The following is a 26,837-nucleotide window of genomic DNA, read 5'->3' as shown; positions in this document are numbered from 1 at the left end:
TCAGAAATGGGGAACGCGAAAACTCTTGAGATGATGGTACAATCTTTCTATCTAGATCCGGAGGTTCAAGATGCAGCTTAGAAAAGTTTTCGCGCTTTTGACTGCGCTTTTTATTGTTCTTTGTTTTTCGCTAACCGGGTGCATTAAACCCGAGGTTTACTACTCTCTTTCGGGCCAGGTCATTCCTTACTTTCCAGAAACCTCAGTTCTTGGTAGTTTTCAAAGAACTGCAGCATACTTTCCCATGTTTTCCAGTAAAGACATCGAGCAGGGTTTCATTAGTAACCAATTCGTTGTCCTATTTGATAGAGGGTTTGATTCAGGAATAATCTCAGGCGTTTCTGGAGTAGAGATCCTTGATCATTTCATTTCAAGAGACGGTTCTTTTGGCTATGCCGTTGTGAAGACAAACGATCCATCTTCTCTGTCTGGAATTGAAGGAGTCAAGTCAATCGAACCGGAGAGGATTTTCACTCTTCAATCCGAGGAGAGTGTCCCCAACGACCCGCTGTATTCGGGTCAATGGAACTATCCGATGATCCAGATGCCTCAAGCCTGGACTATTGCTAAGGGTTCTTCCACTGTCGTTGTCGCAGTAATAGACTCTGGTGCTAGGTTGGATCATCCAGATTTGGAAGGTATCTTTCTTCCGGGATACGATCTAATAAACGATGATGATGACCCTACAGATTATGATCCCGTTAAATCCCATGGAACCCATGTTACAGGTACGATTGCCGCGAAAACGAATAATTCTCTGGGGGTTTCAGGGATGACATGGGGAGAGCATTGCACTATCATGCCAATAAAGATTTTCGAAGCTGGGGAAACCACGGCAGGAATACTCGCTAGCAGCATTATCTTCGCAGTAGATCACGGCGCAAAGATAATTAACATGAGCCTGGCGGGTGGGGATGCTGACGTAGTTGCTGCAGCTGTAAAATATGCTAAAGAAAATGAAGTCCTAATGATTGCAGCTTCAGGAAACAAACCATATCAACGTTATCCGGCTTTATATGATGAAGTGATATCAGTTGGCGCGGTCGACAATGATATGCGATGGGCAAGCTACTCGAATTACGGAGTTTATCTCGACCTTGTCGCCCCTGGTGGCTCAAGCAGCGCTCAGATACTAAGTACCGGATACTCGACAGACGAAGGAAACACATACTCATATATGCAAGGAACATCCATGGCGGCGCCACATGTAACGGGGCTTGCAGCTCTCCTGATGGCACAAGGGTACTCAGGCAGAGACTCTTCCGGCGAAGAGATTATCAGGAAGATCCTTCGGGAAACGGCCCTTGATCTAGGAGAACCGGGATGGGATCAGTACTACGGATACGGCCTTATTCAGGCATTCGATGCTCTAAACTTCAATGAAGAGCGGAGACCTCTCTTGATTCAAATCCTCTCCACTTCGGGCCAGGTTCTGAAGGAAGCCGAAGTTGAGGGAAACGGTTCATTCTACGTAAATGGACTCACCGAAAACCACATTAAAATAAGGATCTGGAGAGATTTCAATGGAAATAAAGAGATCGATAAAGGCGACCTCCTGGGCTATTACGGCTTTTCAGGATCCGGTGCAACTACTGCCTGGCACCCGACAATAGATAACGCCGAGACTCTGTCTTTTTTCAGCAGCGGGCATAATGAGCTCGAGACTCCGATCCAGTTCTTTCCAGTCAACGAATCGTCCGGTTATTAGAATCTGAAAAGGGCTCCTCTGAAGGAGCCCTCTCAGTTTTGTCAGACCTTTGTAAGTTCCTTTGCAAGTACTCTTACCGGTGTAGAATTTCCCAGGTTATCAGAGACTGGGCAACGATCTTCCACAGCCTCTACCCATTTCTTGAGTGTCTCTTCATCTACATCTGCGTCGACTTTCATCTCTGCAGTTATCTCCTTGTAACCCGCTCTGTCTTCATACGATTTACCAAACAATCTTGCCGGATTCAACGGACCATAAACCTCGATCTCCAGCTTATCTATCTGGAAGCCCATCTCCTTTGCTACAAGATGTCCGACTACGTTCAAACAGCCGGCTAACGCGGCCAAAACATACTCGACAGGATTCGCACCCTTATCGTCACCACCGAGATTTGGTGGCTCATCAACGATCATAGTGAAATTTCTTGCTCTTACGGCAACTCTCGCCGGACTTTCCGAAACTGCTCTTACTCTGAAATTCGCATCTGGCATATACTTACCTCCTAATTTGTTATATCTTTCACAAATATTCTAACAGGATTGAAGCCCTTCTCAGTTAAGCCGATATAAAGTATCAGTTAAATACTCGCAAGAATGACGGATCAAAGCTGTAGAAAGGCAATCAACAGGGGTCCTTTGTTATTTGCCTCCTGGTTTTGAGCTCATAAACTGAAGTATTGCTCTTTTCGAAACGGAATGGATGGACAAATTACTGTCTGAAGCGAGAGCCATTAAGAAAAAGAACATGAAAGAATGATCTCTCTGCACAAGCCAAAAGACTCTGATTGAATAAAGATCTTAAGCCGAAATTCAACTGCAATCGTGACATCAAGAAATGTTGAATTTGCTCAAAACTCTTCATTTAGCGGTATCCACCGCGATTCACTTTTTCCTTATCTTGTATCCGTCTCGTTCATCTAGAACTTCATACCCCTTTTCGGAAATCATGCCCCTCAGTTCATCTGCCTTCTTCCAGTCCTTGTTTCTTCGAGCCTGGTCCCTCTGATTTGCAAGCTCTTCTACTTCTTCGGGGATTACTTCAGTTTCGATTTCGGAAAGACCTAGCGCAAGGACTCTGTCGAATTCGCCGATCAAAGAGAGTTTTTCGCCAGGGCGGAGATCGTCGCTGTCAACAACCTTCCACAACACAGCGAGTGCCCTAGGTGTATTCAGATCGTCGTTTATTGCTTCATGAAATTCGTTCAAGAGCACTGAATTGGGTTCACTAAAAGGTGCTTCTGATTCTTTCAATTCTCCTATCCTAGTGACAAGCTTCTTCATGGCGCTTTTCGCTCCATCAAGAGCCTCAAGCGTGAAAGCCAACTGCTTCTTGTAGTGAGCTCCCAGAAGGTAGTATCGATACTCTGCAGGATGGTAACCCTTGTCGATCAGCGTCTGCAAAGTAATGAAGTTACCCAAGGACTTAGACATCTTCTCTCCCTCACCAATAACAAGGAATTCCGAATGGAGCCAGTAATTAACCCATTCATGACCGAAAGCGGCCTCGCTCTGGGCAATCTCGTTTGTGTGATGAATTGGAATATGATCTATCCCACCCGTGTGGATATCGAACCTTTCACCAAGGTACTTTGAAGACATCGCAGAACACTCGATATGCCAACCTGGGAAACCTTTACCCCACGGAGAGTCCCACTGCATTGCGTGGCTATCGTACTTGTATCTAGTAAACCACAGGACGAAATCAAAGGGGTTTCTCTTATAGGGATCGCTTTCCACTCTTGAACGCATCTTGTCCTCATCAAGCTTAAGCCTTGCCAGCTTGCCATAGTCCGACAGTTTCGAAGTATCGAAATATACGTTCCCACCAGCAATATATGTGTATCCGTTGGATTCTATCTTGCGTATCATGTCTATCATATCGTCTACGTGCTCGGTTGCTCTGCAGGTAACAGTTGGGAAGATGATCCGCAGTCTCTCGAGATCATTGAAGAAAGCCTTGGTATAGAAGTCAACTATCTCCCATACGGTTTTCCCCTCGCGCCTTGCACCAGCTTCCATCTTGTCCTCGCCTTCATCCTCATCTCCGGTCAAATGGCCCACATCAGTAATATTCATGACATGATTGACCTTGTACCCATTGAAGAGAAACATTCTCTTGAGGGTGTCGGCAAAGACGTACGCCCTCAGGTTGCCAATGTGAGCGAAGTTATAAACTGTGAGTCCACAAGTATATAACCCCACCTCGCATTCTCTTAGTGGCTTGAAGACTTCCTTTCTTCGGGACATTGTGTTCGTAAGTCTAATTTCCATCCTCTGCCTTCCCTCCTTCCCGAAAACTGAGCTATATGTTCATTATAAGATCGTTTCTGGTTTTCATCTCTTCGGTTTTCGGCCCATATGAGATGTAGTCTATCTCGACACCGGTTTCTCTTTCGATAAAAGTCATATACTTCAGGAAGTTTATGTGATCAGTAACGGGCCATCCACTAACAGTTTCGTAAATTGGTTTTGCTCTGAAAAAGTCATATGAAGTGGAAGGCAATTCCTTTACGACTCCATCTACATCATACGCCACACAAACTTTCACTTCATCCAGTCCGTTCAGTACGTCTCCTTTCGTAATAACGAAGCCCGTCAGACCAGACCTGATTTTTGCATATCTCAGAGCTGGAAGATCCAGCCAACCTATCCTTCGTGCTCTACCCGTTGTTGCACCGAATTCCTTTCCTCTTTCCCGAAGAAGCCCACCCACCTCTGTGGACTCTTCTGTTGGAAAGGGGCCGGCTCCTACTCGAGTTGTGTAGGCTTTGAGAACCCCGTAGACACTGTCCAGTTCAAAAGTAGAGAAACCTACCGAGGATACTCCATGAGCCATACACGCCCCCGATGTCACAAAGGGATACGTTCCAAAATCCAGGTCTAGAAGAACACCCTGAGCTCCTTCAAACAAGACGGAAGTACTCCTGAAAACTCTATACATGTCTACCGCACTCGTGAAATTGACGCTGAGCCTTTCAAGTTCAGCTTTAAGACCTTGCAAGTAGACCAACATTTCCTCTATAGAGACGGCGAAATCCCTGTTATACTTGCTTTTCTTCATATGATATATCGCTTCGAGTCTTTCTCTCAAGAGTACCTCGTCAAAGAGAACGAAGAGCTTCAGCCCCTCTCTCGATGCCTTGTCGGTATAAGCAGGTCCTATACCTCTTCCCGTTGTGCCGATCGGTACCTTGCGCATCTCCTCAAGCAACAGGTCTTCCTCTTTGTGCCAAGGAAGAACGATGAAGGCTTCGGGATCAAGATAGAACCTACTGGAGATGCCTGGGAAATCTCTTTCCAGAATTTTCAGTTCCTCAATCAGCTGCCCAACATCTATTACCATTCCTGCACCAAGAAAGCCCTTTGAATCAATCACGGGATTTATTGAGGGCAAAAGATGGTTCACATACTTTTTATCTCCAACATAAATGGTATGACCGGCATTTGCGCCACCGGAAAACCTTACTATCCACTCAAAATCCCTGGAAAAGTAATTGACAACCTTTCCTTTTCCTTCATCGCCCCACTGGGCTCCAACAACGGCCAGTTTTTTCACTCGGTCAACCTCCATTAAGAACTCTTTTAAATACGAAATCAACGTTTCTCAAAAAATACTCAGGACTGAAGAGTCTACTGATCTCTTCTGAATCCATAAGCCCTGCGATTACTTGATTAGTTAGAACCAACTGTTTGAAATCAAGACTTCCATTCCAGCAATCCATTGACAACTCCTGAACCAACCGGTAAGCTTCTTCTCTCGACATACCTCTTTCAATCAGGGCCAACATAATTCTCTGGGAGAAAACAAGATTTCTGGAGGCTTTGAAGTTTTCTCTCATTCTTTCGGGATAGATGACAAGATTGCTCACCAGATAAACAGACTTCTCAGACATATAGTACAGAAGCATTGTCGCATCCGGCAGGACTACTCTCTCGACACTGGAATGGGAGATGTCCCTTTCATGCCAGAGGGCGATATCTTCTAATGAAGCACCTGCGTAACTCCTTATCAAACGTGCCATGCCGGTGAGTCTTTCACATATGATTGGATTCTTTTTGTGAGGCATAGCGGAAGAACCCCTCTGACCTTTCTTAAATGGCTCTTGAACTTCCAAGACCTCCGTTCTCTGGAGATGCCTAAACTCGACAGCCATTCTCTCTATTGAAGACGCCGCAATTGCCAGCGCCGAAAGAAACTCGGCGTGAATGTCCCTCGGGATAATCTGGGAGGAAACAGCGGTCGGCCTCAGGCCAAGCTCGCCCAGAGCCATACTCTCGATCTCCGGCAAGATATTGGCGTAGTTTCCGACGGCTCCACTCAGCTTCCCAACTGAACAACCATCTATAGCTCTGTTCAGGCGAAGGATTGCCCTCTCAATTTCAACAAAGAACGATAGAAACTTCAACCCAAACGAAGTGGGTTCAGCATGTATGCCGTGAGTCCTACCCATACATACTACATTTCTATAGGCAATTGCTTTTTCTTTCAGTGCTCTCGAGAGCTGTTCCAGAGAGCTGACAATAAAACGTCCGGACTTTCTAACGGCCAGTGAAAGAGCGGTGTCCACGACATCGGATGATGTCAATCCAAGATGGAAGAAACGAGCTTCATCCCCCATTCCCTGTGTCACGAACTTTATGAAAGCAATGACATCGTGATCTACTTGTTTCTCAATTTCGGAAATCGCTTCCAAATCGATTCTTGCAGCGGACTTTATCTTTTCAAGTGTCCCTTGAGGTATTCGCCCTGTCTTTTCATAGGCATTGACGACGGCAAGTTCCACTTCGAGCCATCTTTCATACTGGGCTTCCAGTTCCCACAGTTCTTTCAGGGGGGAAAGCGCGTATCTCTCTATCATAATCTACCTCCCATCCAACAGATAATAGTTTACATCAAGGCAACTACCATTGTTTTTCATAAGTGTCATTCTATGAAAAAGGTTATGATCAAGTCGAAGCTGATATGAAGAAAATCGAGAAACATCTTTGTCCAGCTTCTGACGGGATTTGACAAAAGCAGACTGGTTATCATATCCGAAGAACCAACTCAGAATTAGATAGAAATAGTGGAGCTTCTAATGGGAGGCTGTCTCTTAAGGGTCAATAAATCAGCCTAACGGTCCATTCAAACAAGGCGCTGATCTCCTCCCCTTTCGAAACCACGAAGTCAATTATCTGATCTGCTGTTTTTGGTAATCTGAGAAAGTAATTACCAACTCCACTCTGCTCGTATATAGCAATTACACCTCTTGCCTCTCCTCCGATAGCCACTCTTGCAGATGAAAAGCCTCCTATCGAATAGTTCATGGCAATAGCTGCTCCCCCCACTGCGAAATCATAAGAAACCGCAAGGCCCCCGCCTGCCAGATACATAGCAATTGCCAATCCGCCAAATGCAGAGAAAAGACTGGCAGACAATCCACCAAGAGAGAGTAGAAGAGAAAGCGCCACTCCTCCAAAGCTGAATACTCCAATTGAAACTCCGCCAATGGCCAACAATCCGATTGCCACATTCCCGATTGCAATAATCCCTTTTGCGACTCCAAACGGGAGCGTGTTAATGTGTATGATTGGCAGACCGGCAACGGTCATCTTTGAAATAAACTCATAACCGGCGTAGCCTTTGAGACCGTAAGCGCGAGAAACCCTCATGCGAACCTTGGGATAAGTCGACTTCCTTTCTTCAATGAATTCTCTGGCATACGCAGCGGGATCTCCCAGCACTTCAAAAGGGTTCCCTTTACCACTGTCGAAGACCTTGTTCTGGATATCGTAGTTCATCTCTCTTCCAATTCTCTCTTTCATCTCTCTGTCTACACTAATAGTGCTCAATGCGATTCGCAGATACTGAGAGATTCTCTTCTCGCTAATCATCTCTTCCCCCGTTTTCAGGCCCGACAAGATGGAGAGCTTCTGGATCAGTCATACGCCTTCATTATCTCTCTATCCTCTTTCATCAGGTGTTCTGCTTTGGAATACATATTTGACTTTTCCCAGAATGAAAGCTTCTCGTGGGCGGTGAGATACTTCATTGGGATGGGATGAGTCCCGATCACGACAGGAATCTCATAATAGCTCTCGATGAACTCCTTAAATTGACCGAGTCGCGGACAAGGGGGATAGCCCACCACCATTCCCGTAGCAAGATGAATAACCTCGGCTCCGTTCTTCATCATTTCTTGAGGCACGTATTCTACGTTGCCCCCCGGACAGCCCCCGCAATAAGAATAACCGACAAGAACCAATTCTTCTTCGTCAGGATAAATGGAAAAACCACCCACATGTTCTCTCATTGCCCTGAGACATTTTCCTCCCCCACAACTCTGATAGCGACCACAGATAATTATTCCAATTTTCTTCACAAAAACACCCCTCTCTAATGTGAAATACTTATCATCATCATTATAGCAATTCATAATGCTTATACTAATTCGATCATTACTATTGCCTATCGCCAGAAATAGCTGTATAATTCAACGGTTCATTTTTTTGGAGGTCGATATGAAGGATTTCACAAAGCGAATGCTTTCCATTGCGATACCTATAACACTTCAAAATCTCATATCTACCGGCCTCAATCTTGTTGACAATCTTATGATTGGTCAATTAGGTACAACCGCAATAGCTTCCGTGGGTCTGGTGAATCAGGTGGTCTTTATCCTCAATATTCTCACCTTCGGGGTGTCTAGCGGAGCCGGAATATTCGTTTCGCAGTACTGGGGTAAAAAAGACGAAAAGAACATTGAGAAGACGCTTGGGCATATTCTTTACATAACCATGGGAGCCGCCATCGTATTCTTTGTACTGCTATTCTTTTTGCCCGAAAGAGTATTGATGATCTTCACTACCGATACTGAAGTAATAAGAACCGGCGCGACATATGCAAGGCCTGTAGCCTTTTCAACATTTTTGACATCGTTTTCCTTTATTATCGCAATGGCTTTGAGAACAGTGGAAAAGGCCAGAATCCCCATGTATGTGAGTCTTGTCGCTCTGTCGATCAATACAGTGGTGAACTACGTGCTGATTTTTGGTTTTGGGCCGATTCAACCTCTAGGTGTTTATGGAGCATCACTTGCAACTCTCCTGTCAAGATTTGTGGAGTTCGTGATTTTTGTTAATATTGTCTTGCGAAGGAAAACCCCTGTAAGGCTTTCAAAGTTCGCCTTAAAGTTCGAAGCACCGTTTTTCAAAAGGCTTATGAAATACGCTACTCCGGTTATAGTAAATGAATTTTTGTGGAGCCTGGGTATTACAATGTACTCGCTCGTTATGGCAAGAATGGGTACTGAGTTTATAGCTGCCAGGAATATCTCCAGCACCATCGAAAACTTCGGGTTCGTCATTTTTGGTGGATTAGCTTCAGCGACAGTTGTGATGGTAGGAGCAGAACTTGGAAGAAACAATTTCACTCAGGCAAAGTATAACGCGAAGAAGCTGCTTCAGCTCACTGTGATGACCGCAGTGGCAACCGGCCTTATCATCATTCTGCTTTCAAGGATTATTGTGAATTTTTACAATATCGATCAGGGACTTAAGAATATTGTCCTTACAATAATTATCATTGTGGGCATCTCCCAGCCAATCAAAATGTTTAATGCAGTGAACATCGTCGGAGTTCTCCGAAGCGGAGGAGACACCCGAGCAGCTATGCTCATCGAGATTACATCGCTTTGGGGAGTGGGAATTCCTCTTGTGGCCGTCACCGGACTGGTATTGAAATGGCCACTCACTCTCGTCTACATCGCTATGATGGTTGAAGAGCTCTTCAAGGCAATTCTGGGAGTCAGAAGGACTTTGACCTGGAAATGGCTGAAAAACGTTGTTGATTAGTATCATCTGGAATCAAAAAAAGGCCGAAAAACAGTCTCTTCGGCCCTTGATAGACTTGTCACGCAATTTGCTTCTTGCTCAGGTTTCCAAGAACCTAAGAAAGAGCTGAGCGTAAATTCTTGCCACGAGAAGAACATCTTCAATCGATATCCTTTCATTTGGCTGATGGGCAAATTCAACATTTCCGGGCAGCAAAGCTCCGAAAGCCACGGCATTTGGTACTGCTCGGGCGTATGTTCCTCCACCAATAGCTATCGGTTCTTCATCGTGTCCCGTCACTTCCTTATACACCTCTCTGCACATCTTTACCAATTCTGAATCGGGAGATACATAAAGCGGCTTCTGGTGATGGTAGGTTTCGACCCGGAATCCATTGAAAGCCTCTTCAATCTGCGATCTTATCATTGCTTCATTGAAGAAAACCGGATATCTGATGTTAATTACCAGCTTCAGGACTCCGGCTTGAAGCCTGAGAGTTCCGATATTGAGAGTCAATTCACCGGACATCGAATCCCTTCCGGAAATTCCTAACGATTCACCATAGAATTCGTAACCAATCTTGTTTTGTATTGTACTTAAGAGCCTCTTCATTTCAGAATCTTCCAGAGGAAGCTCCGAGAGAAGATCTACTAGAGCTGCCATTGCGCTCTGCCCTTTGTATGGGGTGGAACCGTGGGCAGAGACTCCCGTTATCGAAATCTCAACCCTTCTATCCGACTTATTTATCTTTAGCTTAGTATCATTTTTCGGTGAGAAGGAGCTAATTTTCTCTAGAATCTCATCGTCCGTACCCTTGAGAACGACCTTTGCTGACGAAGCAACCATATTGGCTGCTTCTCCGGCAGTCAAGTTCTCGATTACCAGCCCTTTATCTCCACTGATGGCGGGTGCTGAAATTCCATAATTGACTATTCCTTTCTCCGCAAAAATCACAGGAAAATCGGCATCGGGGGTTACGGACAAATCTGGGATCTCTTCGTGCTTAACATAGTACTTCATACACTCCCAGCCAGTCTCTTCGTTTGTTCCGAAAATCAGCCTAATTCTCTTGGAGGGCTTTTTTACATAGTTCTTTATTGCCTTGAGGGCATAGAGTGCTGCCATCATAGGGCCTTTGTCATCCTGAGTTCCTCTTCCCCAGATCTCTCCGTCTTTCACCATTCCACTGTAAGGTGGAACATCCCAGCCCTCTCCCTCTGGAACTACATCAAGGTGACCAAGAACACCGAAAGTCTCGCCCGATCCATAATCTACTATGCCCACATATCCATCGGCGTTTCTTGCCTCAAAACCTAACTTCTGAGCCAACTTTATAGTCTGATCAAGTGAATCCCTTACCCCTTTGCCGAAAGGGCCGCCTTCCACCGGAGTATCCTGAACTGACTTGATCTTAACTGAATCGGATATTGATCTTACCAGTTCCTCCTTCAAGGAAATCACAATTTCGTCAAGTTTCCTATCCACTTTTCCTCCTCCTTACACTATTATCTCCTTTATTTCCTGTGACTCTCCTCTTCTGCAAATAAGCGTTCCCTCACTACTTGCCACCACAATGTAGTTCTCAATCCTTGAGACTGCAAGTTTCTTCTGGGTATGGTTGATTAAGAGACAATTCTTGACATCTCTTAGAGAAAACTCGCCTTCTACTGCATTCCCATTCTTGTCTTTAAGCAGCAAATCATAGACCGCATCCCAAGATCCAATATCATTCCAGTAGAAATTGGCCGGAACGGTCGCAACTTTTGTCGATCTCTCCATCAAACCATAGTCTATTGAAATCTTAGGAAGCCTCTCGTAAATCTTCTCAATGTCTTCAGGCCTCTCTTCAATCTCGGAGACTGCAGAGAACAGGTCCGGGAAGTTCGTTGAAAGCTCGGAGTCGAAGATTTTCTTTCTCCACACAAACATACCCGAATTCCAAAGAAACTTGCCAGACTGAAAATACCTTTGAGCAGTTTCATAGTCAGGCTTTTCATGGAACTTCTTCACCGAATAGACTTCCTCATCACCGCCTACGACGTTTCCCCTTTCAATGTAGCCGTAACCAGTATATGGGCGAGTCGGGGTTATCCCTATAGTAACTAGCGATTCATTTGATTCCGCATACTTAATTGCCTTTCTCAAAGTCTTAAGAAAGCTCTCTTCATCTCTGATCACATGATCAGCAGGAACAATAACCATTATATCCTCAGCAGAGAATCTACTGCTACCTAAAGCAATCGCTGGAGCTGTATTTCTTCTCATAGGTTCGAATATGACGTTGTCACTCGGGAAGAGGGGCAAGTAGTATTGCATTAGTGGAAACTGCTCCCTTGTTGTGATAATGATTATTTCATCGGTAAGCTTTTCCATTCGTTCAATAGTCTCTTCGATCATAGTTTTTTTTGAACCAAACTTCTGGAACTGCTTCGGTCTCTTTCTTACGCTTACCGGCCATAGCCTCTCCCCTATGCCGCCAGCCATAATAAGTGTCTTGACCACGCACACCTCTCCTTCCTGCAAGATCTTGTTATCTATAGCATACCAGAAAGGTAGAGCTTTACCTGGCGAAGGCGGGGAGGTAATTTTTATGAAAAATCGTGTATAACGGAATAGGAAGAGAGACATAAAAAGATGTGTTCGACTCTGTAGGATTTTAATCATCGGCTGCAACCTTTGATGAAGTTGCAATTTAGAGGCAGAATTGTATAAAGGGGGTATTATCTTGACAAAGGCTATGATCAGAATTCGAATGAGCCTTCAAGATGCTCATTACGGAGGCAATTTGGTTGATGGTGCGAAAGTTATCCAGATGTTTGGTGATGTTGCTACTGAGTTGCTGATAAGAAATGACGGTGATGAGGGCTTATTCAAGGCCTATGACAACATCGAATTCCTTGCTCCTGTCTATGCAGGAGATTACGTTGAAGCGACAGGAGAAATAGTCTCAACCGGCAACACATCTAGGAAGATGATTTTCCAAGCCTTCAAGGTCGCTCAGACGAGGTCGGATATAGGTGATTCGGCGGCCGAAATCCTCACCGAACCGGTCCTGGTGTGCAAAGCCAGCGGAACATGCGTAGTTCCGAAGAACAGGCAGAGGAAGAACAATGAATAAACTAATAATCACGGCTGCCCTGACCGGTGCGGAAGTGATGAAAGAACAACAACCGGCTCTCCCGGTTTCTCCAGAAGAAATCGCATCTGAAGCTTATGAATGCTTCCTTTCAGGAGCAAGCATAGTCCATATTCACGCAAGAGATTCTTCTGGAAAACCAACCCAGAACCGAGAAGTGTACAGAGATATCATGGAAAGAATAAAAAGTAAATGCGACCTGATCTTTCAACCATCAACCGGCGGAGCTGTGTGGCACAAGGCAGAGGAGAGAGCTGAACCGCTCGAACTGGATCCGGAGATGGCAACTCTTTCTACCGGTACGTGCAATTTCGGGAGTGATGTCTTCTTTAACTCGGAAGAGACTATTGAATACTTCGCAGATAAGATGAAGAAGAGAAACATCAAACCCGAGATTGAAGTATTCGAAAGAGGTATGATTGAAAATGCGCTTAGATTGCGTAAAAAGGGTCTGATAGAGAGTCCGATTCACTTTGACTTTGTCCTTGGAGTCCCTGGGGCTAGCCCCGGAAACATCGAAGATTTGATCCATATGATTAACTCAATACCATCAGGAAGTACCTGGACGGTAGCCGGTATCGGAAGAAATGAGCTTCCTCTTGCAACGTTCGCTATACTTCTTGGGGGACATGTAAGGGTAGGTTTTGAAGACAACATCTACTATGCAAAGGGTGAACTTGCTCTTTCTAACGCGCAGTTAGTCCAGAGAGTTGTGAGAATTGCAGGAGAGCTCGGCAGAGACGTCGCCACTCCCGCTGAAGCAAGAGCAATACTTGGGATCAGGAGGAAAGACCTATGAGAGGATGTCCTTATGGAAGCCACAGAGTAATTGAACCTATTGGGTTCCTCCCTCAAGCGGCCGCAAAAATTGATAATTCAACGGAGCTATATGACAACGAAATTCTCGTCGATGTGGAGACTTTGAACGTTGATTCTGCGAGTTTCACGCAAATAAGAGAAGCGTGTGAGGACAATGAATCGAGAATCTCACATATGATAATGGACATAGTTAAGGACAGGGGAAAGCTACAAAATCCTGTAACCGGCTCCGGAGGGATGCTCATAGGAAGGATATCTCGAATTGGAAAAGATCTTTCTGAAAGAGATTTGAAAGTTAGCGATAGGATAGCTTCACTTGTTTCGCTTTCTCTGACACCCCTTAGAATCGAGAGAATTCTTAATGTCCATCTTGAAAAGGATCAGGTAGACATTGTGGGAAACGCAATCTTGTTTGAAAGTGGCATCTACTCGAAGCTGCCCTCTGATATTCCAGCAAAGATGGCCCTTGCGGTTTTGGATGTTGCCGGGGCACCAGCACAGGTCGACAAACTTGTTGAGAACGGCATGAATGTAGCTATACTGGGAGGTGGGGGCAAATCCGGCGTTCTGTGCTGCTATCAGGCAATGAAGAAATGTGGTGACTCGGGAAAAGTGATTGTAGTAGAATATTCAGAAGAGAATGCCGAGAGGATCCGCGAGTATAAACTGGCACATGAAGTAGTGATTGCCGATGCAACTAAACCGCTTGACGTGTTTGAGAAAATCAAAAGAATTACAGATGAAAACCTCTGCGATGTGGTTATCAACAACGTTAATGTTCCTGGGACAGAAATGGGATCGATTCTCGCGGTAAAGAACGGAGGTATTGTCTACTTCTTTAGCATGGCGACTTCTTTCACAAGAGCAGCTCTTGGTGCCGAAGGTGTGGGAAAGGATATAACAATGATTATTGGAAATGGCTACACGAAAGGTCACGCCAAGCTTGCACTAGATATTTTGAGAGAATCAAGAGAGATTAGAAGGCTTTTTGAGAAGCTATACATTTGAGGTGAAGCAATGAGAGATTACAGGGAAATTTCAATGTGGAAAGATGTTACTCCTGCTCAGTGGAGTGATTGGCGCTGGCAGGTAGCCAACAGGATCAAGACTGTTGAAGCTCTCAGGCAGATAATCGGAATCACCGAAGAAGAAGCACTCGGAATTGCCGAATGTCTTAGAACGCTTCGAATGTCAATTACACCCTACTATGCAACTCTCATGGATCCAATCAATCAGAGATGTCCAATTAGAAGGCAGGCAGTTCCTACGGACAAGGAACTAAGAATCGACAGATGGGATATGATTGACCCACTTCATGAAGACGAAGACTCTCCGGTTTCCGGGCTTACTCACAGATATCCCGATAGGGTCCTCTTTCTAATCACGGACCAGTGTTCGATGTACTGCAGGCATTGTACACGACGAAGATTTGCCGGACAGCTCGACAGACCCAGAACCAGACAGGAAATCGATGCGGCAATTGAGTACATCAGGGAGACTCCTGAGGTTAGAGATGTGTTGCTTTCTGGAGGGGATGCTTTACTTGTGGGGGACGATTATCTTGAGTATATTCTAAGTGAACTGAGAGAAATTCCCCACGTCGAGATCATAAGAATTGGTACAAGGACGCCTGTCGTACTTCCTCAGAGAGTGACTCCCGAACTCGTAGAGATGCTGAGAAAATACCACCCGATTTGGATTAACACCCATTTCAACCATCCACTAGAAATCACTCCCGATTCTACTAGAGCATGCGAAATGCTAGCAGATGCAGGAATACCGTTGGGAAATCAATCTGTTCTCCTTCGAGGAGTGAATGATTCACCCTACATAATAATGGAGCTCGTACACCAGCTTGTCAAAATACGAGTTAGACCTTATTACATATATCAGTGCGATCTTTCTCAAGGAATTGGCCATTTCAGAACTTCCATAAGGAAAGGAATAGGAATCATGGAGTCTTTGATTGGAAATACTTCGGGACTATGCGTTCCAACATTCGTGGTCGATGCCCCCGGAGGAGGCGGTAAGATTAGAGTGATGCCCCAATACAACATCTCCGAGTCAGATAGAGTAGTCGTTCTAAGAAATTATGAAGGTGTAATCACCACATATCATGAGCCGGAGGATACTTCCAGTGACGTTGATGACAGGCTCTACAGGGAGAAGTATGAGTTCACCGGCGTCTCTGATCTTCTTTACGGAAATTCGATGAGTTTCGAGCCTACGACACTCCAGAGAAGAGACAGAATAAGAAAGTGGAAGGAGAAGAAGGTGAAGAAATGAGATTCGAAGATTTCTTTGTAGGTCAGTGCTTCTCTACCAACAGAAGAATCACTTCAGCCATGGTGGACTCCTTTGCAGAGTTGACTGGAGACAGGAACCCTGTTCACACAGACGATGAGTTTGCAAGAAACTCGCGGTTTGGGAGAAGAATTGCTCACGGTATGCTCTCGGTAGGGATCATTTCGGCCATTCTCGGAAACGAATTCCCAGGACCTGGTTCCATCTACATGAAACAGGAAGTGAAATTTCTTAAACCCATTTTCCTGGAAGAGGAAGTGAAGATAAGTATAGAGATCCTGGAGAAAATCTCTGAGAAGAAGAGATTGGTAGTAAAGACAACTGTCGAGAAAAGAGACGGAGAGAAGGCCGTTGACGGTGAAGCCCTTCTGCTTTTCACGGGAGAATGAAGAGCCCGACCAGCATTTCACTGTTAACCGAGAAACTGAGAGTAGTGTCGATAATTGGCCTCGAGAAAAACACAGGCAAGACAGTGGTGCTGAACAAGCTGTTGAAGGAATTCGGAGAAAAGGGGATTACTGTAGGACTTACATCGACCGGACTCGAAGGTGAAAGAAGAGACCAGATATACCTTAATGAAAAACCCGAGATAAGTCTAAAAAGAGGAACGTATTTTGCAACTTCTGAGAAAGACTTCCGGAGTAGACAGTTTTCAGCTACTGTAATTGATCTAATGGATTACAGATCCCCTCTTGGAAAAACCGTCTTTGCAAGAGCCGAGACCGATGGGAAAGTCATTTTATCGGGACCATCGATTTTGCAGTACCTTCTTGAAGCTGTAAGTATCATGAAATCATATGGCTGCGAAAGAATTCTGATAGATGGTTCGACGTCACGAATGAGTCCAGGAACTCCTCTTGTTTCCGATGGAATAATCCTTGCCACAGGAGCGGCACTCTCAATGAATATGGAGGAACTGTGCCGAAAGACTTTCTTTGCCGTAAAGTTGATCTCGCTAAAGGCAACTGAACCGAAGTTACTGAGTCGCATGCTCTCACTCAAGGATGGAGTGTGGATAGAGAATGGCGGGAGATTCGAAAAACTGTCTTCCTCTGCATTAACCACATCGTACCCAAGAGCGAGAATAGCGGGGAAAACGATCTTCATCGATGGATCGCTGACATCTTCCGTTCTTCTCTCTCTATCAGAGAGAGGAACGAGAGTGGTGGTGAAGGATTTTTCGAGGATCTTTGTCGACGAAAGGAGCCTAATGAATTACGAAAGAGCCGGTGGCCGACTGGAAGTTCTCCATCCAGCAAATCTTATTGCCGTAACTGTGAATCCATTTTCTCCAACAGGATTCAAGATTCATTCAAGAGAACTTATAAGAGCACTCGAAAAGAAGATCGATGTGCCCATTGTCGATGTTATGGAGGAGATTCCAAAGTGAAATATCTAGATTGTGGATTTGAATACATAGTTTCTCTCATAGACCCTCTCACTCCCATGGGTAGAGAGCAGCTACGCAATCTCAACTTCATGACGAGTGCAAACGAGATAATTGAATCTCACCAAAGACAGCTTGATATGGCTGAGAAGGAAGGAAAGGTTGCTTCTTTTAAGCTAATTCTTTCAAAAATCAGAGATATCAGGGGTACGCTTTCGAACCTCTCTTCGGCAAATGTCCTAGATGATATTGAACTGTTCGAAGTAAAAAGCTTCACTTATTGGTGCGGAAAGCTTAGGGAGAAACTGGGGAGATGCGCTTCTTGGATGGAACTTCCTGATCTTTCTGTTGTGTTTTCGATTCTAGATCCAGACAATTCAGGAACCGAAAGCTTCCATATCTCCGACAACTGCGACGATTCTCTAAGCGTAATCAGAAAGGAGATCCACAGACTTCAGCGAATCGAAGTTGAAGATAAGGAATCGGAACTCAACCAGCTTCTACAGGAAAACTTCGAGATCGAGAACAGAGTGAGAGCCAGACTTTCTAAGAGACTTCTCGAAAACTGCGAAGCACTTGATGCAGCGATTAAGGTTATTGGAAATATAGATTTCACAATCGCTCTCACCGAACTCAATCGGAAACTTGGCTTGGAGAAGCCGGATATAAGCTCAGGGGAGTATGAGTTTCGAGATCTTGTAAACCCAGAAATATCTAGAAACCTTAACCTGAGAGGCAGAGAATTCCAGCCCTTTTCCGCAAAACTGGGAAGGAAAGTAGTGATTATTGGCGGAAATATGACCGGAAAATCCGTTCTTCTCAGGACAGTCGCACTCCTTCAAACAATGTTCCAGCACGGCCTTTTTGTTCCAGCAAGAAATGCGCTCATTCCTGTTTATGATACGGTCATTTATTTCAGTGGAGACAAACAGTCTTTTGTAGACGGGCTTTCTTCGTTCGCAGGGGAAATCGAACACCTTAAAATGGCAATCGAAATTGTCGATTCAGACACTAGCGGCCTGTTTCTTTTTGACGAAATAGGAAGAAGCACAAATCCAGTTGAAGGACCTGCATTTCTCATGGCCTCTGCAGAATACCTTCACCGAAACGAAAAATGTCGATCCGTTTTCACATCTCACTATGAAGAGGCGCTTGGCATTGAAGGTGCACAGATGTTCATAATTAAAGGTGTAGATCACGAGAAGGTAATCAAAGAAAAGGGCAGGGATGTCTCTTATTACGTGGATCACTCACTTGTAGAAATGGGAAGTACCGAGTCCTTTCCAAAAGAGGCAATAACAATCGCCCGTCTAATGGGACTTGACAGAGAGTTTATCCAGCTTATCAAAAGAAAGATGGAGGGAGGTTGTGAATGAAAGGGAAATTGAATCTTGACGAGAGAAAAGTTGCAGAGGCAAGGGATTACGCCGAAACAATTTCCGACGGCATACATGATTTCGTTATTCAACACACAACGGTAAGTGTCGAGAGAGCAGTCTGCCGGCTGCTTGGTATAGATGGGGTCGACGATCACGGAATCCCGATGCCGAATATTGTCGTAGATCACCTCAAGTCGGCGAATCTAATAGAAGAAGGTGCCGCATACGTTGTTGGCAATGCCCTGCTGGTAACCGGTCTTACACCTCAGAGGATTGCTGAGGAAATTTCTCGAGGAAGAATGGATCTAAGAAGCATTGATTATAAGCCTCACAATGAGGTTTTCGACGGTATCGATGAATTGGTGAGTAAGACTGTTGAGAAAATTCGGTCAAATCGCGATAAGCGCGTGTCTTTGATTCGAGAAATTGGTGAAGGAAGAAAACCGTATCTCTACGTCATTGTAGCTACGGGAAACATATATGAAGATGTGGTACAAGCAAAGGCAGCTGCAAAACAAGGAGCAGACATAGTGGCAGTAATCAGATCGACTGGTCAGAGTCTACTCGATTATGTTCCGTATGGACCAACAACAGAAGGTTTTGGGGGTACATACGCTACCCAAGAAAATTTCAGAATAATGCGGTCTGCGCTTGATGAAGTTGGAGAAGAGGTAGGAAGATATATCAGGCTCTGCAATTACTGCTCTGGACTTTGTATGCCGGAAATTGCGGCAATGGGAGCTGTCGAAAGACTTGATGTCATGCTGAACGATGCCCTCTACGGCATCCTGTTCAGAGACATAAACATGAAAAGGACCATAATCGACCAATACTTTTCAAGGGTCATTAATGGATTCGCCGGAGTAATAATCAATACCGGTGAAGACAACTACCTGACTACTGCCGATGCATATGAAGAAGCCCACACTGTACTGGCTTCCCAGTTCATAAACGAAAGGCTGGCGCTGATGGCCGGTATCCCTGAAGAGCAAATGGGACTTGGGCACGCCTTCGAGATGGATCCATCAATAGAAAACGGCTTCCTATATGAGCTCGCTCAAGCGCAGATGAGCCGGGAGATATTTCCAAAAGCCCCGTTGAAATACATGCCACCAACGAAGTTCATGACAGGAAACATTTTCAGAGGTTACGCTCAAGATACTCTTTTCAATGTGATTTCCATCATGACTAATCAAGGCATTCAACTGCTGGGAATGCTTACCGAAGCGATTCACACTCCTTTCATGAGTGACAGGTATCTTGCGATTGAGAATGCACGCTACATTTTCAACAATTTACGTGATCTTGGTGATGAGATAGCATTCAAAGAAGATGGCATTATCCAGGCAAGAGCCTCCACCGTGCTAAAGGAAGCTTTGGTCCTGCTAAAAGAAATCGTTTCCGTAGGTCTCTTCGAAGCGCTGGAAAAAGGTATATTCGCAAATGTTAGAAGATCGCAGCATGGTGGAAAAGGATTGGACGGAGTCGTCGAAAAGGGTTCCATGTACAGAAACCCATTTATCGAGAAGATGCTTGGAGGAAGACAAAATGGATGAATTCTCAGTAAATAAAGAGGAGAGAGTCTCAAAAATCGACCTGAGTAGAATAACTCCATATGGGGATACAATGAACGACGGCAAAGTTCAGCTGAGTTTTACCCTTCCTGCTCCATTTGGTCCCGAAGCAGATGAGGCGGCGAAATTGCTGATGAGAAAGATGGGGTTGAAGAACCCCCAGATTGTTTTTTCAAAGGAGATGACGTCTGACTTCACTTTCTTCGTCGCCTATGGTGAGTCCTCCTATACTTTAGACTACACATCTATCCGGGTCCCCAAGATTGCTTTAGAAAAAATGTCTATGGAAGAGATCGACAAATTCATCGAAGAGCGAATAAGGAGAAAGATAGTTGTAGTAGGAGCTAGCACCGGAACTGACGCTCACACGGTAGGTATCGACGCGATAATGAACATGAAAGGTTTTGCAGGTCACTACGGACTGGAAAGATACAAGAATATTGATGCCCATAATCTCGGTAGTCAGGTTCAGAATGAGGAGCTAGTGGCAAAGGCAATTGAACTTAGTGCAGACGCAATTCTAATATCACAGACAGTTACAGCAAAGAATGTTCATCTCAAGAATATGACTTCGCTGGTTGAGCTTCTTGAAGCCGAAAACCTTAGAAAGAGAGTCATTCTTGTAGCCGGTGGAGCAAGAATAACTCATGAACTGGCAAAAGAACTGGGATACGATGCCGGGTTCGGTCCCGGGACTTTCGCAGAAGACGTCGCTTCCTTTATAGTTCACAGACTTGAGTCAATGACCTGAAAACTTGTGATAAAATCTACCATCGAAGCATGGGCGGAGGTAAACGGATTTGAAAACCCTCGTAGTAGTTAATCCAAATGCTAGTCATGGTGAAGCCGGCAGAGATTTTGAGAACAGCATCTCCACATTGATTCGTGATGAAATCGGTGACTACGACCTCCACGTGACAACTTGTCCAGGAGATGCTATGGACTACGTTTCACACAACTCTGACTACGAAAGAATAATTAGTGTAGGAGGAGACGGAACTCTAAACGAGGTAGTGAACGGAATGACAATCGGCAAATCTCGGGCTTCAGTGGGAATCATCGCCATCGGTTCGGGCAATGACTTTGCAAGAGCTATTGATCTCAAACATGACTACAAGGAAATGGTCAAGATTGCTTCTGGAAAGAAAACACGCGAAATAGACTTACTGAAGGTTTTCTATAGAGATTTCACCGGCAACAAGTCTCTCAGGTATGCAGTAAATGTCATTGGAGCGGGATTCGATGCCGCAATAACAGACAGAATGAACAAATCAAGATTCAAGACGAGCGGAAAGATGGCTTATCTGCTCTCCTTCCTGATAGAGTACGTAACCTCAAAGACCTATCCTTTGAGTTTCGTTGTTGAAGGGGAAGAAGTCTCCGGCAGTTTCTTCTTTCTTACAATGGCCAATGGGAACTACTTTGGCGGAGGAATGAGAATAGCGCCCAAAGCTGTTGTGGATGATGGACTCGTTGATGTCGTGGGCGTGTCAAAGATGTCTAAAATTCGTTTGCTTTATCACTTTCCAAAGATCTACCGCGGTGAACATTTAGCCGTTGACACCGTTAGCTATCGGACCGCCAAGAACATCTCCGTGAAGAGTGACAGAGATGTCATTATTCAGATGGACGGAGAAGTTGTCGGAGGTCTTCCCATGGAAGTCTCCGTTTGCGATAAAGCTCTGAAGATCGCCTCAGTCTGAAACCTTCAGGTTCATGATTGCACTTTCAAATGAAAGAAAAGAGCTGAAGTCAAAGGACTTGCCCTCAAATACATACTCCCCATTGCCTGTATAAGGCAGGTCCGTTTTGACATTCTTGATCGCGGCGTTTGCTCTTAGAATTGATCTGATAGTATCAGGAACATAAATCTCAGAATTGATTATCGCCGCATTGACCTTTATGTCTGTGGGTCCAACTTCAGACATATTGAGTTCTGCCTTGATAATTGCTCCGTTAAGTCTTAGTTCATCAACTTTCAGTTCTTCTAAATTGAACCTGCTGTTAATGACCGCGCTGTCAAATTTTAGGACATAGTTATAATTGGGGTTCAACTTCATCACAACAGTACTTGTTCCTAACCACGAAACGTTCGAATCTGGCCTAATAACAAACTTCTGAGATAGCTGAGTTTTGTCTTCTTCGATCCTGAGATTCGAACCACGCACAGTGTAATCGATGACGGCAGCCGTTGACGATGCCGCTTCTTCTAAGGCCTCTACGGTGATATTAGCCATCGCAAGGTTTAACTGAATCTCAATGCTCCTGGATGATTCCAAAGCCTCAAGGGTTACAGTGTCTTTCACCGCTCTCTCGCCAGACAAAAAAGGAGACGGCCAGAAGAAGATGAACAGCACAAAGATTATGATCAGCAAGGCATTCAAATATCTGATCCATCTAAGTCCCTTTATACTTGAGAGAATACTCAATCCGACAAACACTAGGATGATAGGCCAGTAATTCGCAAGGTTGACAAAAGCATTTAGAAGTGTGTCGCCGGTAAATATCCCAAAAATCAGCAATACCCCAACTAATACAAAGATCAGTCCCATCGCAATTTTCATAGAATCATCTCCTGCTGATGGATTTGTAAATGACAAAACCTCCGCCTGCGATTAAGACCACTCCTATTACCAGCTTCCAGAAAACACCACTGAAAATGTTCCATGGGGTGAAGGATCCCAATAAGAGAGCTATTCCGAAGACAATGAGAATTCCTGCAATTATCAGTTTACTCTTGTCATCGGATATGCCCGTCTTCTCCCCTTCTTCAATCGGCTTCCCTTCCTCATCCATTATTACAACATTGTTTTCACTGTTTATCGGAGCTCTGGGTACAATAAACATGCCAATAATGTATATTATTAAGCCAGCTCCGCCTGCGAAAACCAGTGCTACAAACACTAACCTGACTATCACCGGATCGATTCCAAGATACTCTGCTATTCCTGCAGCCAGACCATCTATAACTTTGTCCTTTCTAGACTTGTAAAGCCTCTTTTCCAAGCTCACACAACCACCTCCCGCGATGACTTCTGTGCAATAATACTACAAAAACCTCATACATTATAATACGATCTAATCAATTTCCACAAACACAAAGCCAAATGGGATTTCCAATACTTTTCGTATGACTGCTTTCCACTTCTGCAGGGGAAATATTCAAGAACATCGAATTCTGATGATGGACCCGAGGTTAGGGATGAACAGCCTCTTCATCGAATACTTGCGATTTACTTAGCAAAACGATTTTAATCACCCTCCTTCAAAGATAATTCCTTTCATTCAAAGATAACTGGGTTTTGCATTCGAGTTTATACATGATACACTCTAGTTAAACGATTAACTAAACGTTTAACTAGCAATCGAGTGAGGGTCGTTGAATGGCTAATATGAAAGATGTTGCCAAACATGCTGGAGTATCGGTGGCCACAGTATCAAATGTAATATCTGGGAAGAAATTCGTGAGTCCTGAACTGAAGAGCGTTGTCCTTGATTCCATAAACGCCCTTCAATACAGACCAAGTAAAATTGCTAGAAGTCTTAGAATTCGAAAGTCATTCCTGGTTGGACTTCTGGTTCCGGATATTACTAATCCGTACTTCGCCGAAATCGCAAGGGGTGTGGAAAGCGTCGCACTCGATCACGATTACCAGATGTTTCTCTGTAACAGCGATGGAAAGAGTCACAGAGAAGAAGAGACGTTGATTTCCTTCCTCGGCCACGGAGTGGATGGTGTGATCAATGTTGCACCCAGAATGGAAGAGGGGCTTCTAGCCGATCTTTCAGATGGAATGCCCATGGTGATTCTTGACAGGCATCTCACAATCGAGAATCCGCTAATTGACGTAATCTACACCAATAATTTCAAAGGTTCTGCTCAGTTAGCCAGACACTTACTAAATAAAGGGCACAAAAGATTTGCCTGCATAGCTGGACCAAGAGATGTACCCAGTGCAGTAAGAAGGCTTCAGGGATTCTGCAGCGAACTTGAGAAAGATGGAATACGCGAAGGAGATATAAGAATCTATTATGGTGGCTTCAAATATGAGGACGGATTCAAGATAATGAAGCAGCAAATATTGAAGCTTAAGAACAGACCAACTGCTGTCTTTGCCGGGAATGACATGATGGCGTGGGGGGCAATTGAGGCAGCAAAACAGCACGGGTTGAAGATTCCGAAAGACATCTCAATTGCAGGGTTTGACAATGTTCTTTACTCATCACTAGTAATCCCGGCAATGACGACTGTGAATCAGCCCAAGTATGAAGCTGGAAGGGCAGCAATGAAGTTGCTTCTTGAGAAGATCATGAAAAAGCAGAATGGGGAAAGCGTCCATACGAAAAAAATGGAGCTGGATTCACAGCTTATAGTGAGGGAATCAACTGAAATATGACTAATCAATGGAGGTGAAGGAATGAAGACAAAGGGTATTCTTCACAACGATCTTGCAAGAGAAGTGGCAAGACTTGGCCACGGAGACATGTTAGTTATAACAGACAGGGGCTTTCCGTTCCCAAGGCACGAAAACACAATTTGCATCGATGTATCGGTAGGAAGAGATCTCCCCAGGTTCGTAGATGTCGTTAAGGTCGTCCTCGAGGAACTTGAAATCGAGAAGGTAATTATCGCTGACGAAACCAAATCGGCAAGCCCGGAAATCTATTCACAACTGAAGGAAATTGTTTCGCAAGTCAAGAACAAAGGGAACGCTATAGTGGAGGAGAATATCCCTCATCCAGAATTCAAGGATCTAGTTCTAAATGGCGGTCTCCAAGGCAAAGAAGTAAAAGTATTCGTCAAGACAGGAGAGTTTACTCCATACGCAAATATCATACTGGTTTCCGGTGTAGATTTCTAGAGATCTTCTCTTCTTCATCGATCAAGGATACTGTTTTGCAGCTGCGCCGAAAGACAAAGAGGTGGTAATCGTGAAAAGAAACAAGGAAGTTCTTGAAGAAATATTCAAAATCGACAAACCCATCATTGGAATGATACACTTACGTCCCCTCCCAGGTTCTCCAAGATACGATTCTGCCAGGTTTGGAATGAAGGAGATACTTAGGATCGCCGTTGAAGAGGCAAGAACCATGGAGGATTGCGGTGTTGACGGACTCCAAATTGAGAATATCTGGGACTTCCCCTATCTTAAGGGAGAAAAGATTGGCCATGAAACCTCTGCAGCCCTGGCAGTGGCGACTCAGAAGGTTCGGGAAGCCGTCAGAATTCCAGTGGGCGTGAACTGCCATCTCAATGGAGGCAAGGTTTCGCTTGCATCGGCCGTTGCAGCAGGAGCCAGATGGATAAGAGTCTTCGAATGGGTGAATGCATATGTTTCTCACGCCGGCTTGACGGAAGGTATCGGAGCAGAACTCGCAAGATACAGAAAACTTCTAGGTGCAGAAGACGTAAAGTTCATGTGCGACGTCAATGTCAAGCATGGAAGCCATTTCATCATTTCAGACAGAAGTGTGGAGGAACAGGCCCACGATGCAGAGTCTGAAGGCGCAGAAGTATTGATAGTTACGGGATTTGAAACCGGACAAGCACCCGATGCTAAGAAAGTAAGGAGTTTCAGCGATACAGTTGGCGTTCCCGTAATAATCGGTAGCGGTTTAACGGAAGATAATGTGAGTGAGCTCCTTAGATTCTCTGATGGAGCAATTGTTGGCAGTTACTTCAAGAAGGACAACAACTGGAAGAATCCTGTTGATCCCGACAGAGTAAAGAGGTTCATGAAAAGTGTTGACTCTCTTAGAAGGGAGACTAAAGATGATTGACTTTGACTTCAACGGAGAGATTCTGTGCATGGGAAGTATGAATATGGATCTTGTTATGGTAATGGATAACCTTCCCGAGCCTGGTGAGACAGTTCTTACGGACAACTTCAGTACTTATCCAGGTGGTAAAGGCGGCAATCAGGCGGTCGCAGCTGCAATGAATGGCGCCAAAGTGCAGATGTTCACTAAACTTGGCGGTGACGGATTTAGTGAAGAGCTGAATAAATTAATGAGTGAAAAAGGAGTCGACACTTCCCGAATTCTAAGAGATCCAGAAAGAACAGCAGGAATAGCAATGATACGAGTTGACAAGAAGGGCCAGAATTCGATTTCATTTACTCCAGGCAGCAACGCATTACTCTCTCCCGATGATGTAGAGAGAAACTCGGATCTCTTCGAATCAGGAAGAATTCTCCTGCTAACTATGGAGATAGCAGAAGAGACTATCTTTAGGGCAATAGAAATGGCTCACGAGAAGGGAATGTTTACCATTGTCGATCCTGCGCCTGCCCCAAGACAGGGATTTCCCGATTCCATCGCGTCTTTGGTTAATCTCATAAAACCAAACGAAACGGAAGCGAGGATACTCACCGGCATAGAAATACATGACAAAGAGTCTGAACGGAATGCTCTTAAGAAACTTAAGTTGCTGGGTTTCAGATTACCGATAATTACTTTGGGTGAAAAGGGAATTGTTGGCCTCGACGAAGACTGCTTCATAGAGCTCGATCCCTTCAAAGTCAACTGCGTTGATACTACTGCTGCTGGAGATGTCTTCTCGGGAGCACTGGCGGCAGCTCTTTCAAAGGGTAAAAGCCTTAGACAGTCTCTAGAATGGGCAAATGCAGCTGGAGCGTTAAGTACAACAACTTCCGGCGCCCAGACTTCTATCCCTTCGTCTGAGAGCGTACGAGATTTGCTGAGAAAGCGGGTGTGAG

General features: G+C 44.7%; 26 protein-coding genes. 16 read left to right on the top strand and 10 right to left on the bottom strand.

Annotation, left to right across the window (positions count from 1 at the left end; genetic code table 11):
- Nucleotides 1–70: 70 nt before the first annotated feature.
- Nucleotides 71–1,708, top strand: a complete 1,638-nt coding sequence (locus tag Y697_RS09345; RefSeq protein WP_121551361.1) for a S8 family serine peptidase — start codon at nt 71–73, stop codon at nt 1,706–1,708.
- 41 nt (nt 1,709–1,749) lie between these two features.
- Here the strand turns inward: Y697_RS09345 and Y697_RS09340 are convergent, their stop codons facing one another.
- The 6 genes from Y697_RS09340 to Y697_RS09315 all read right to left on the bottom strand — a co-directional run bounded on the left by Y697_RS09340 (nt 1,750) and on the right by Y697_RS09315 (nt 8,069).
- Entirely contained in the window at nt 1,750–2,199 is a 450-nt protein-coding gene (locus tag Y697_RS09340) for an OsmC family protein (RefSeq protein ID WP_121551360.1), read from the bottom strand.
- A 390-nt stretch (nt 2,200–2,589) separates the two neighbouring features.
- Nucleotides 2,590–3,978 carry a cysteine--tRNA ligase gene (gene cysS, locus Y697_RS09335; protein ID WP_121551359.1) on the bottom strand — a complete coding sequence of 463 codons (1,389 nt, stop codon included), beginning with the start codon at nt 3,976–3,978 and terminating at the stop codon, nt 2,590–2,592.
- 31 nt (nt 3,979–4,009) lie between these two features.
- Nucleotides 4,010–5,263, bottom strand: a complete 1,254-nt coding sequence (locus tag Y697_RS09330; RefSeq protein ID WP_121551358.1) for an adenylosuccinate synthase — start codon at nt 5,261–5,263, stop codon at nt 4,010–4,012.
- Between the two features lie 4 nt (nt 5,264–5,267).
- On the bottom strand, nt 5,268–6,566 hold the full coding sequence (gene purB / locus Y697_RS09325; RefSeq protein ID WP_121551357.1) for an adenylosuccinate lyase: 1,299 nt from the start codon (nt 6,564–6,566) through the stop codon (nt 5,268–5,270).
- Between the two features lie 241 nt (nt 6,567–6,807).
- Complete coding sequence (locus Y697_RS09320; protein ID WP_121551356.1) at nt 6,808–7,581, bottom strand: hypothetical protein; 774 nt, start codon at nt 7,579–7,581, stop codon at nt 6,808–6,810.
- 44 nt (nt 7,582–7,625) lie between these two features.
- Entirely contained in the window at nt 7,626–8,069 is a 444-nt protein-coding gene (locus Y697_RS09315; protein ID WP_121551355.1) for a CGGC domain-containing protein, read from the bottom strand.
- 139 nt (nt 8,070–8,208) lie between these two features.
- Between Y697_RS09315 and Y697_RS09310 the strand changes: the two genes are divergently transcribed.
- On the top strand, nt 8,209–9,540 hold the full coding sequence (locus tag Y697_RS09310) for an MATE family efflux transporter (protein WP_121551354.1): 1,332 nt from the start codon (nt 8,209–8,211) through the stop codon (nt 9,538–9,540).
- Between the two features lie 78 nt (nt 9,541–9,618).
- Here the strand turns inward: Y697_RS09310 and pepV are convergent, their stop codons facing one another.
- Nucleotides 9,619–11,004 carry a dipeptidase PepV gene (pepV, locus tag Y697_RS09305; protein WP_121551353.1) on the bottom strand — a complete coding sequence of 462 codons (1,386 nt, stop codon included), beginning with the start codon at nt 11,002–11,004 and terminating at the stop codon, nt 9,619–9,621.
- A 12-nt stretch (nt 11,005–11,016) separates the two neighbouring features.
- Nucleotides 11,017–12,021, bottom strand: coding sequence for a mannose-1-phosphate guanylyltransferase (locus tag Y697_RS09300; protein ID WP_259462421.1), 1,005 nt, complete (start codon nt 12,019–12,021; stop codon nt 11,017–11,019).
- A 235-nt stretch (nt 12,022–12,256) separates the two neighbouring features.
- On the opposite strand from Y697_RS09300, the gene Y697_RS09295 reads away from it, so the two are divergent.
- From Y697_RS09295 to Y697_RS09250, 10 genes are read left to right on the top strand one after another with little or no spacing between them, the layout of a single operon-like run.
- Nucleotides 12,257–12,637 (top strand): hotdog domain-containing protein, encoded by a 381-nt coding sequence (locus Y697_RS09295; protein WP_183083778.1) that lies wholly within the window; start codon nt 12,257–12,259, stop codon nt 12,635–12,637.
- On the top strand, nt 12,630–13,454 hold the full coding sequence (locus Y697_RS09290; protein ID WP_121551351.1) for a 3-keto-5-aminohexanoate cleavage protein: 825 nt from the start codon (nt 12,630–12,632) through the stop codon (nt 13,452–13,454). The genes Y697_RS09295 and Y697_RS09290 overlap by 8 nt, the downstream gene beginning before the upstream one ends.
- Complete coding sequence (locus tag Y697_RS09285; RefSeq protein WP_121551350.1) at nt 13,451–14,482, top strand: L-erythro-3,5-diaminohexanoate dehydrogenase; 1,032 nt, start codon at nt 13,451–13,453, stop codon at nt 14,480–14,482. Before Y697_RS09290 ends, Y697_RS09285 begins: the two co-directional genes overlap by 4 nt.
- A 9-nt stretch (nt 14,483–14,491) precedes the next feature.
- Nucleotides 14,492–15,760 carry a lysine 2,3-aminomutase gene (gene ablA / locus Y697_RS09280; RefSeq protein ID WP_121551349.1) on the top strand — a complete coding sequence of 423 codons (1,269 nt, stop codon included), beginning with the start codon at nt 14,492–14,494 and terminating at the stop codon, nt 15,758–15,760.
- Nucleotides 15,757–16,167 (top strand): MaoC family dehydratase, encoded by a 411-nt coding sequence (locus Y697_RS09275; protein ID WP_121551348.1) that lies wholly within the window; start codon nt 15,757–15,759, stop codon nt 16,165–16,167. The genes ablA and Y697_RS09275 overlap by 4 nt, the downstream gene beginning before the upstream one ends.
- Nucleotides 16,164–17,168 (top strand): hypothetical protein, encoded by a 1,005-nt coding sequence (locus Y697_RS09270; RefSeq protein ID WP_121551347.1) that lies wholly within the window; start codon nt 16,164–16,166, stop codon nt 17,166–17,168. The genes Y697_RS09275 and Y697_RS09270 overlap by 4 nt, the downstream gene beginning before the upstream one ends.
- Complete coding sequence (locus Y697_RS09265) at nt 17,165–18,541, top strand: MutS-related protein (RefSeq protein WP_121551346.1); 1,377 nt, start codon at nt 17,165–17,167, stop codon at nt 18,539–18,541. The genes Y697_RS09270 and Y697_RS09265 overlap by 4 nt, the downstream gene beginning before the upstream one ends.
- On the top strand, nt 18,538–20,100 hold the full coding sequence (locus Y697_RS09260) for a lysine 5,6-aminomutase subunit alpha (protein ID WP_121551345.1): 1,563 nt from the start codon (nt 18,538–18,540) through the stop codon (nt 20,098–20,100). Before Y697_RS09265 ends, Y697_RS09260 begins: the two co-directional genes overlap by 4 nt.
- Nucleotides 20,093–20,869, top strand: coding sequence for an OAM dimerization domain-containing protein (locus Y697_RS09255; RefSeq protein ID WP_121551344.1), 777 nt, complete (start codon nt 20,093–20,095; stop codon nt 20,867–20,869). The genes Y697_RS09260 and Y697_RS09255 overlap by 8 nt, the downstream gene beginning before the upstream one ends.
- A gap of 49 nt (nt 20,870–20,918) precedes the next feature.
- Entirely contained in the window at nt 20,919–21,821 is a 903-nt protein-coding gene (locus Y697_RS09250; RefSeq protein ID WP_121551343.1) for a diacylglycerol kinase family protein, read from the top strand.
- On the opposite strand, the gene Y697_RS09245 is transcribed toward Y697_RS09250, so the two are convergent.
- Together Y697_RS09245 and Y697_RS09240 are read right to left on the bottom strand one after the other, a co-directional pair.
- Nucleotides 21,813–22,682 (bottom strand): hypothetical protein, encoded by an 870-nt coding sequence (locus Y697_RS09245; RefSeq protein WP_121551342.1) that lies wholly within the window; start codon nt 22,680–22,682, stop codon nt 21,813–21,815. The two genes, Y697_RS09250 and Y697_RS09245, sit on opposite strands and share 9 nt — an antisense overlap.
- Before the next feature lie 4 nt (nt 22,683–22,686).
- On the bottom strand, nt 22,687–23,130 hold the full coding sequence (locus Y697_RS09240) for a PspC domain-containing protein (RefSeq protein WP_121551341.1): 444 nt from the start codon (nt 23,128–23,130) through the stop codon (nt 22,687–22,689).
- A 371-nt stretch (nt 23,131–23,501) separates the two neighbouring features.
- Here Y697_RS09240 and Y697_RS09235 point away from each other — a divergent pair, with 371 nt between their 5' ends.
- The 4 genes from Y697_RS09235 (at nt 23,502) to rbsK (ending at nt 26,836) form a co-directional block, all read left to right on the top strand.
- Nucleotides 23,502–24,515 carry a LacI family DNA-binding transcriptional regulator gene (locus tag Y697_RS09235; protein ID WP_121551340.1) on the top strand — a complete coding sequence of 338 codons (1,014 nt, stop codon included), beginning with the start codon at nt 23,502–23,504 and terminating at the stop codon, nt 24,513–24,515.
- 21 nt (nt 24,516–24,536) lie between these two features.
- On the top strand, nt 24,537–24,980 hold the full coding sequence (gene rbsD / locus Y697_RS09230) for a D-ribose pyranase (RefSeq protein ID WP_121551339.1): 444 nt from the start codon (nt 24,537–24,539) through the stop codon (nt 24,978–24,980).
- 70 nt (nt 24,981–25,050) lie between these two features.
- A complete protein-coding gene (locus Y697_RS09225) occupies nt 25,051–25,899 on the top strand; it encodes a BtpA/SgcQ family protein (RefSeq protein ID WP_121551338.1) in 849 nt (282 codons plus the stop codon).
- Nucleotides 25,892–26,836 carry a ribokinase gene (gene rbsK / locus Y697_RS09220; protein WP_121551337.1) on the top strand — a complete coding sequence of 315 codons (945 nt, stop codon included), beginning with the start codon at nt 25,892–25,894 and terminating at the stop codon, nt 26,834–26,836. Before Y697_RS09225 ends, rbsK begins: the two co-directional genes overlap by 8 nt.
- The last annotated feature ends 1 nt before the right edge of the window (nt 26,837 follow it).

It is taken from the genome of Mesotoga sp. BH458_6_3_2_1 (assembly GCF_003664995.1).
Classification (GTDB): domain Bacteria; phylum Thermotogota; class Thermotogae; order Petrotogales; family Kosmotogaceae; genus Mesotoga.
This window is presented reverse-complemented; position numbering and strand designations above follow the sequence as displayed.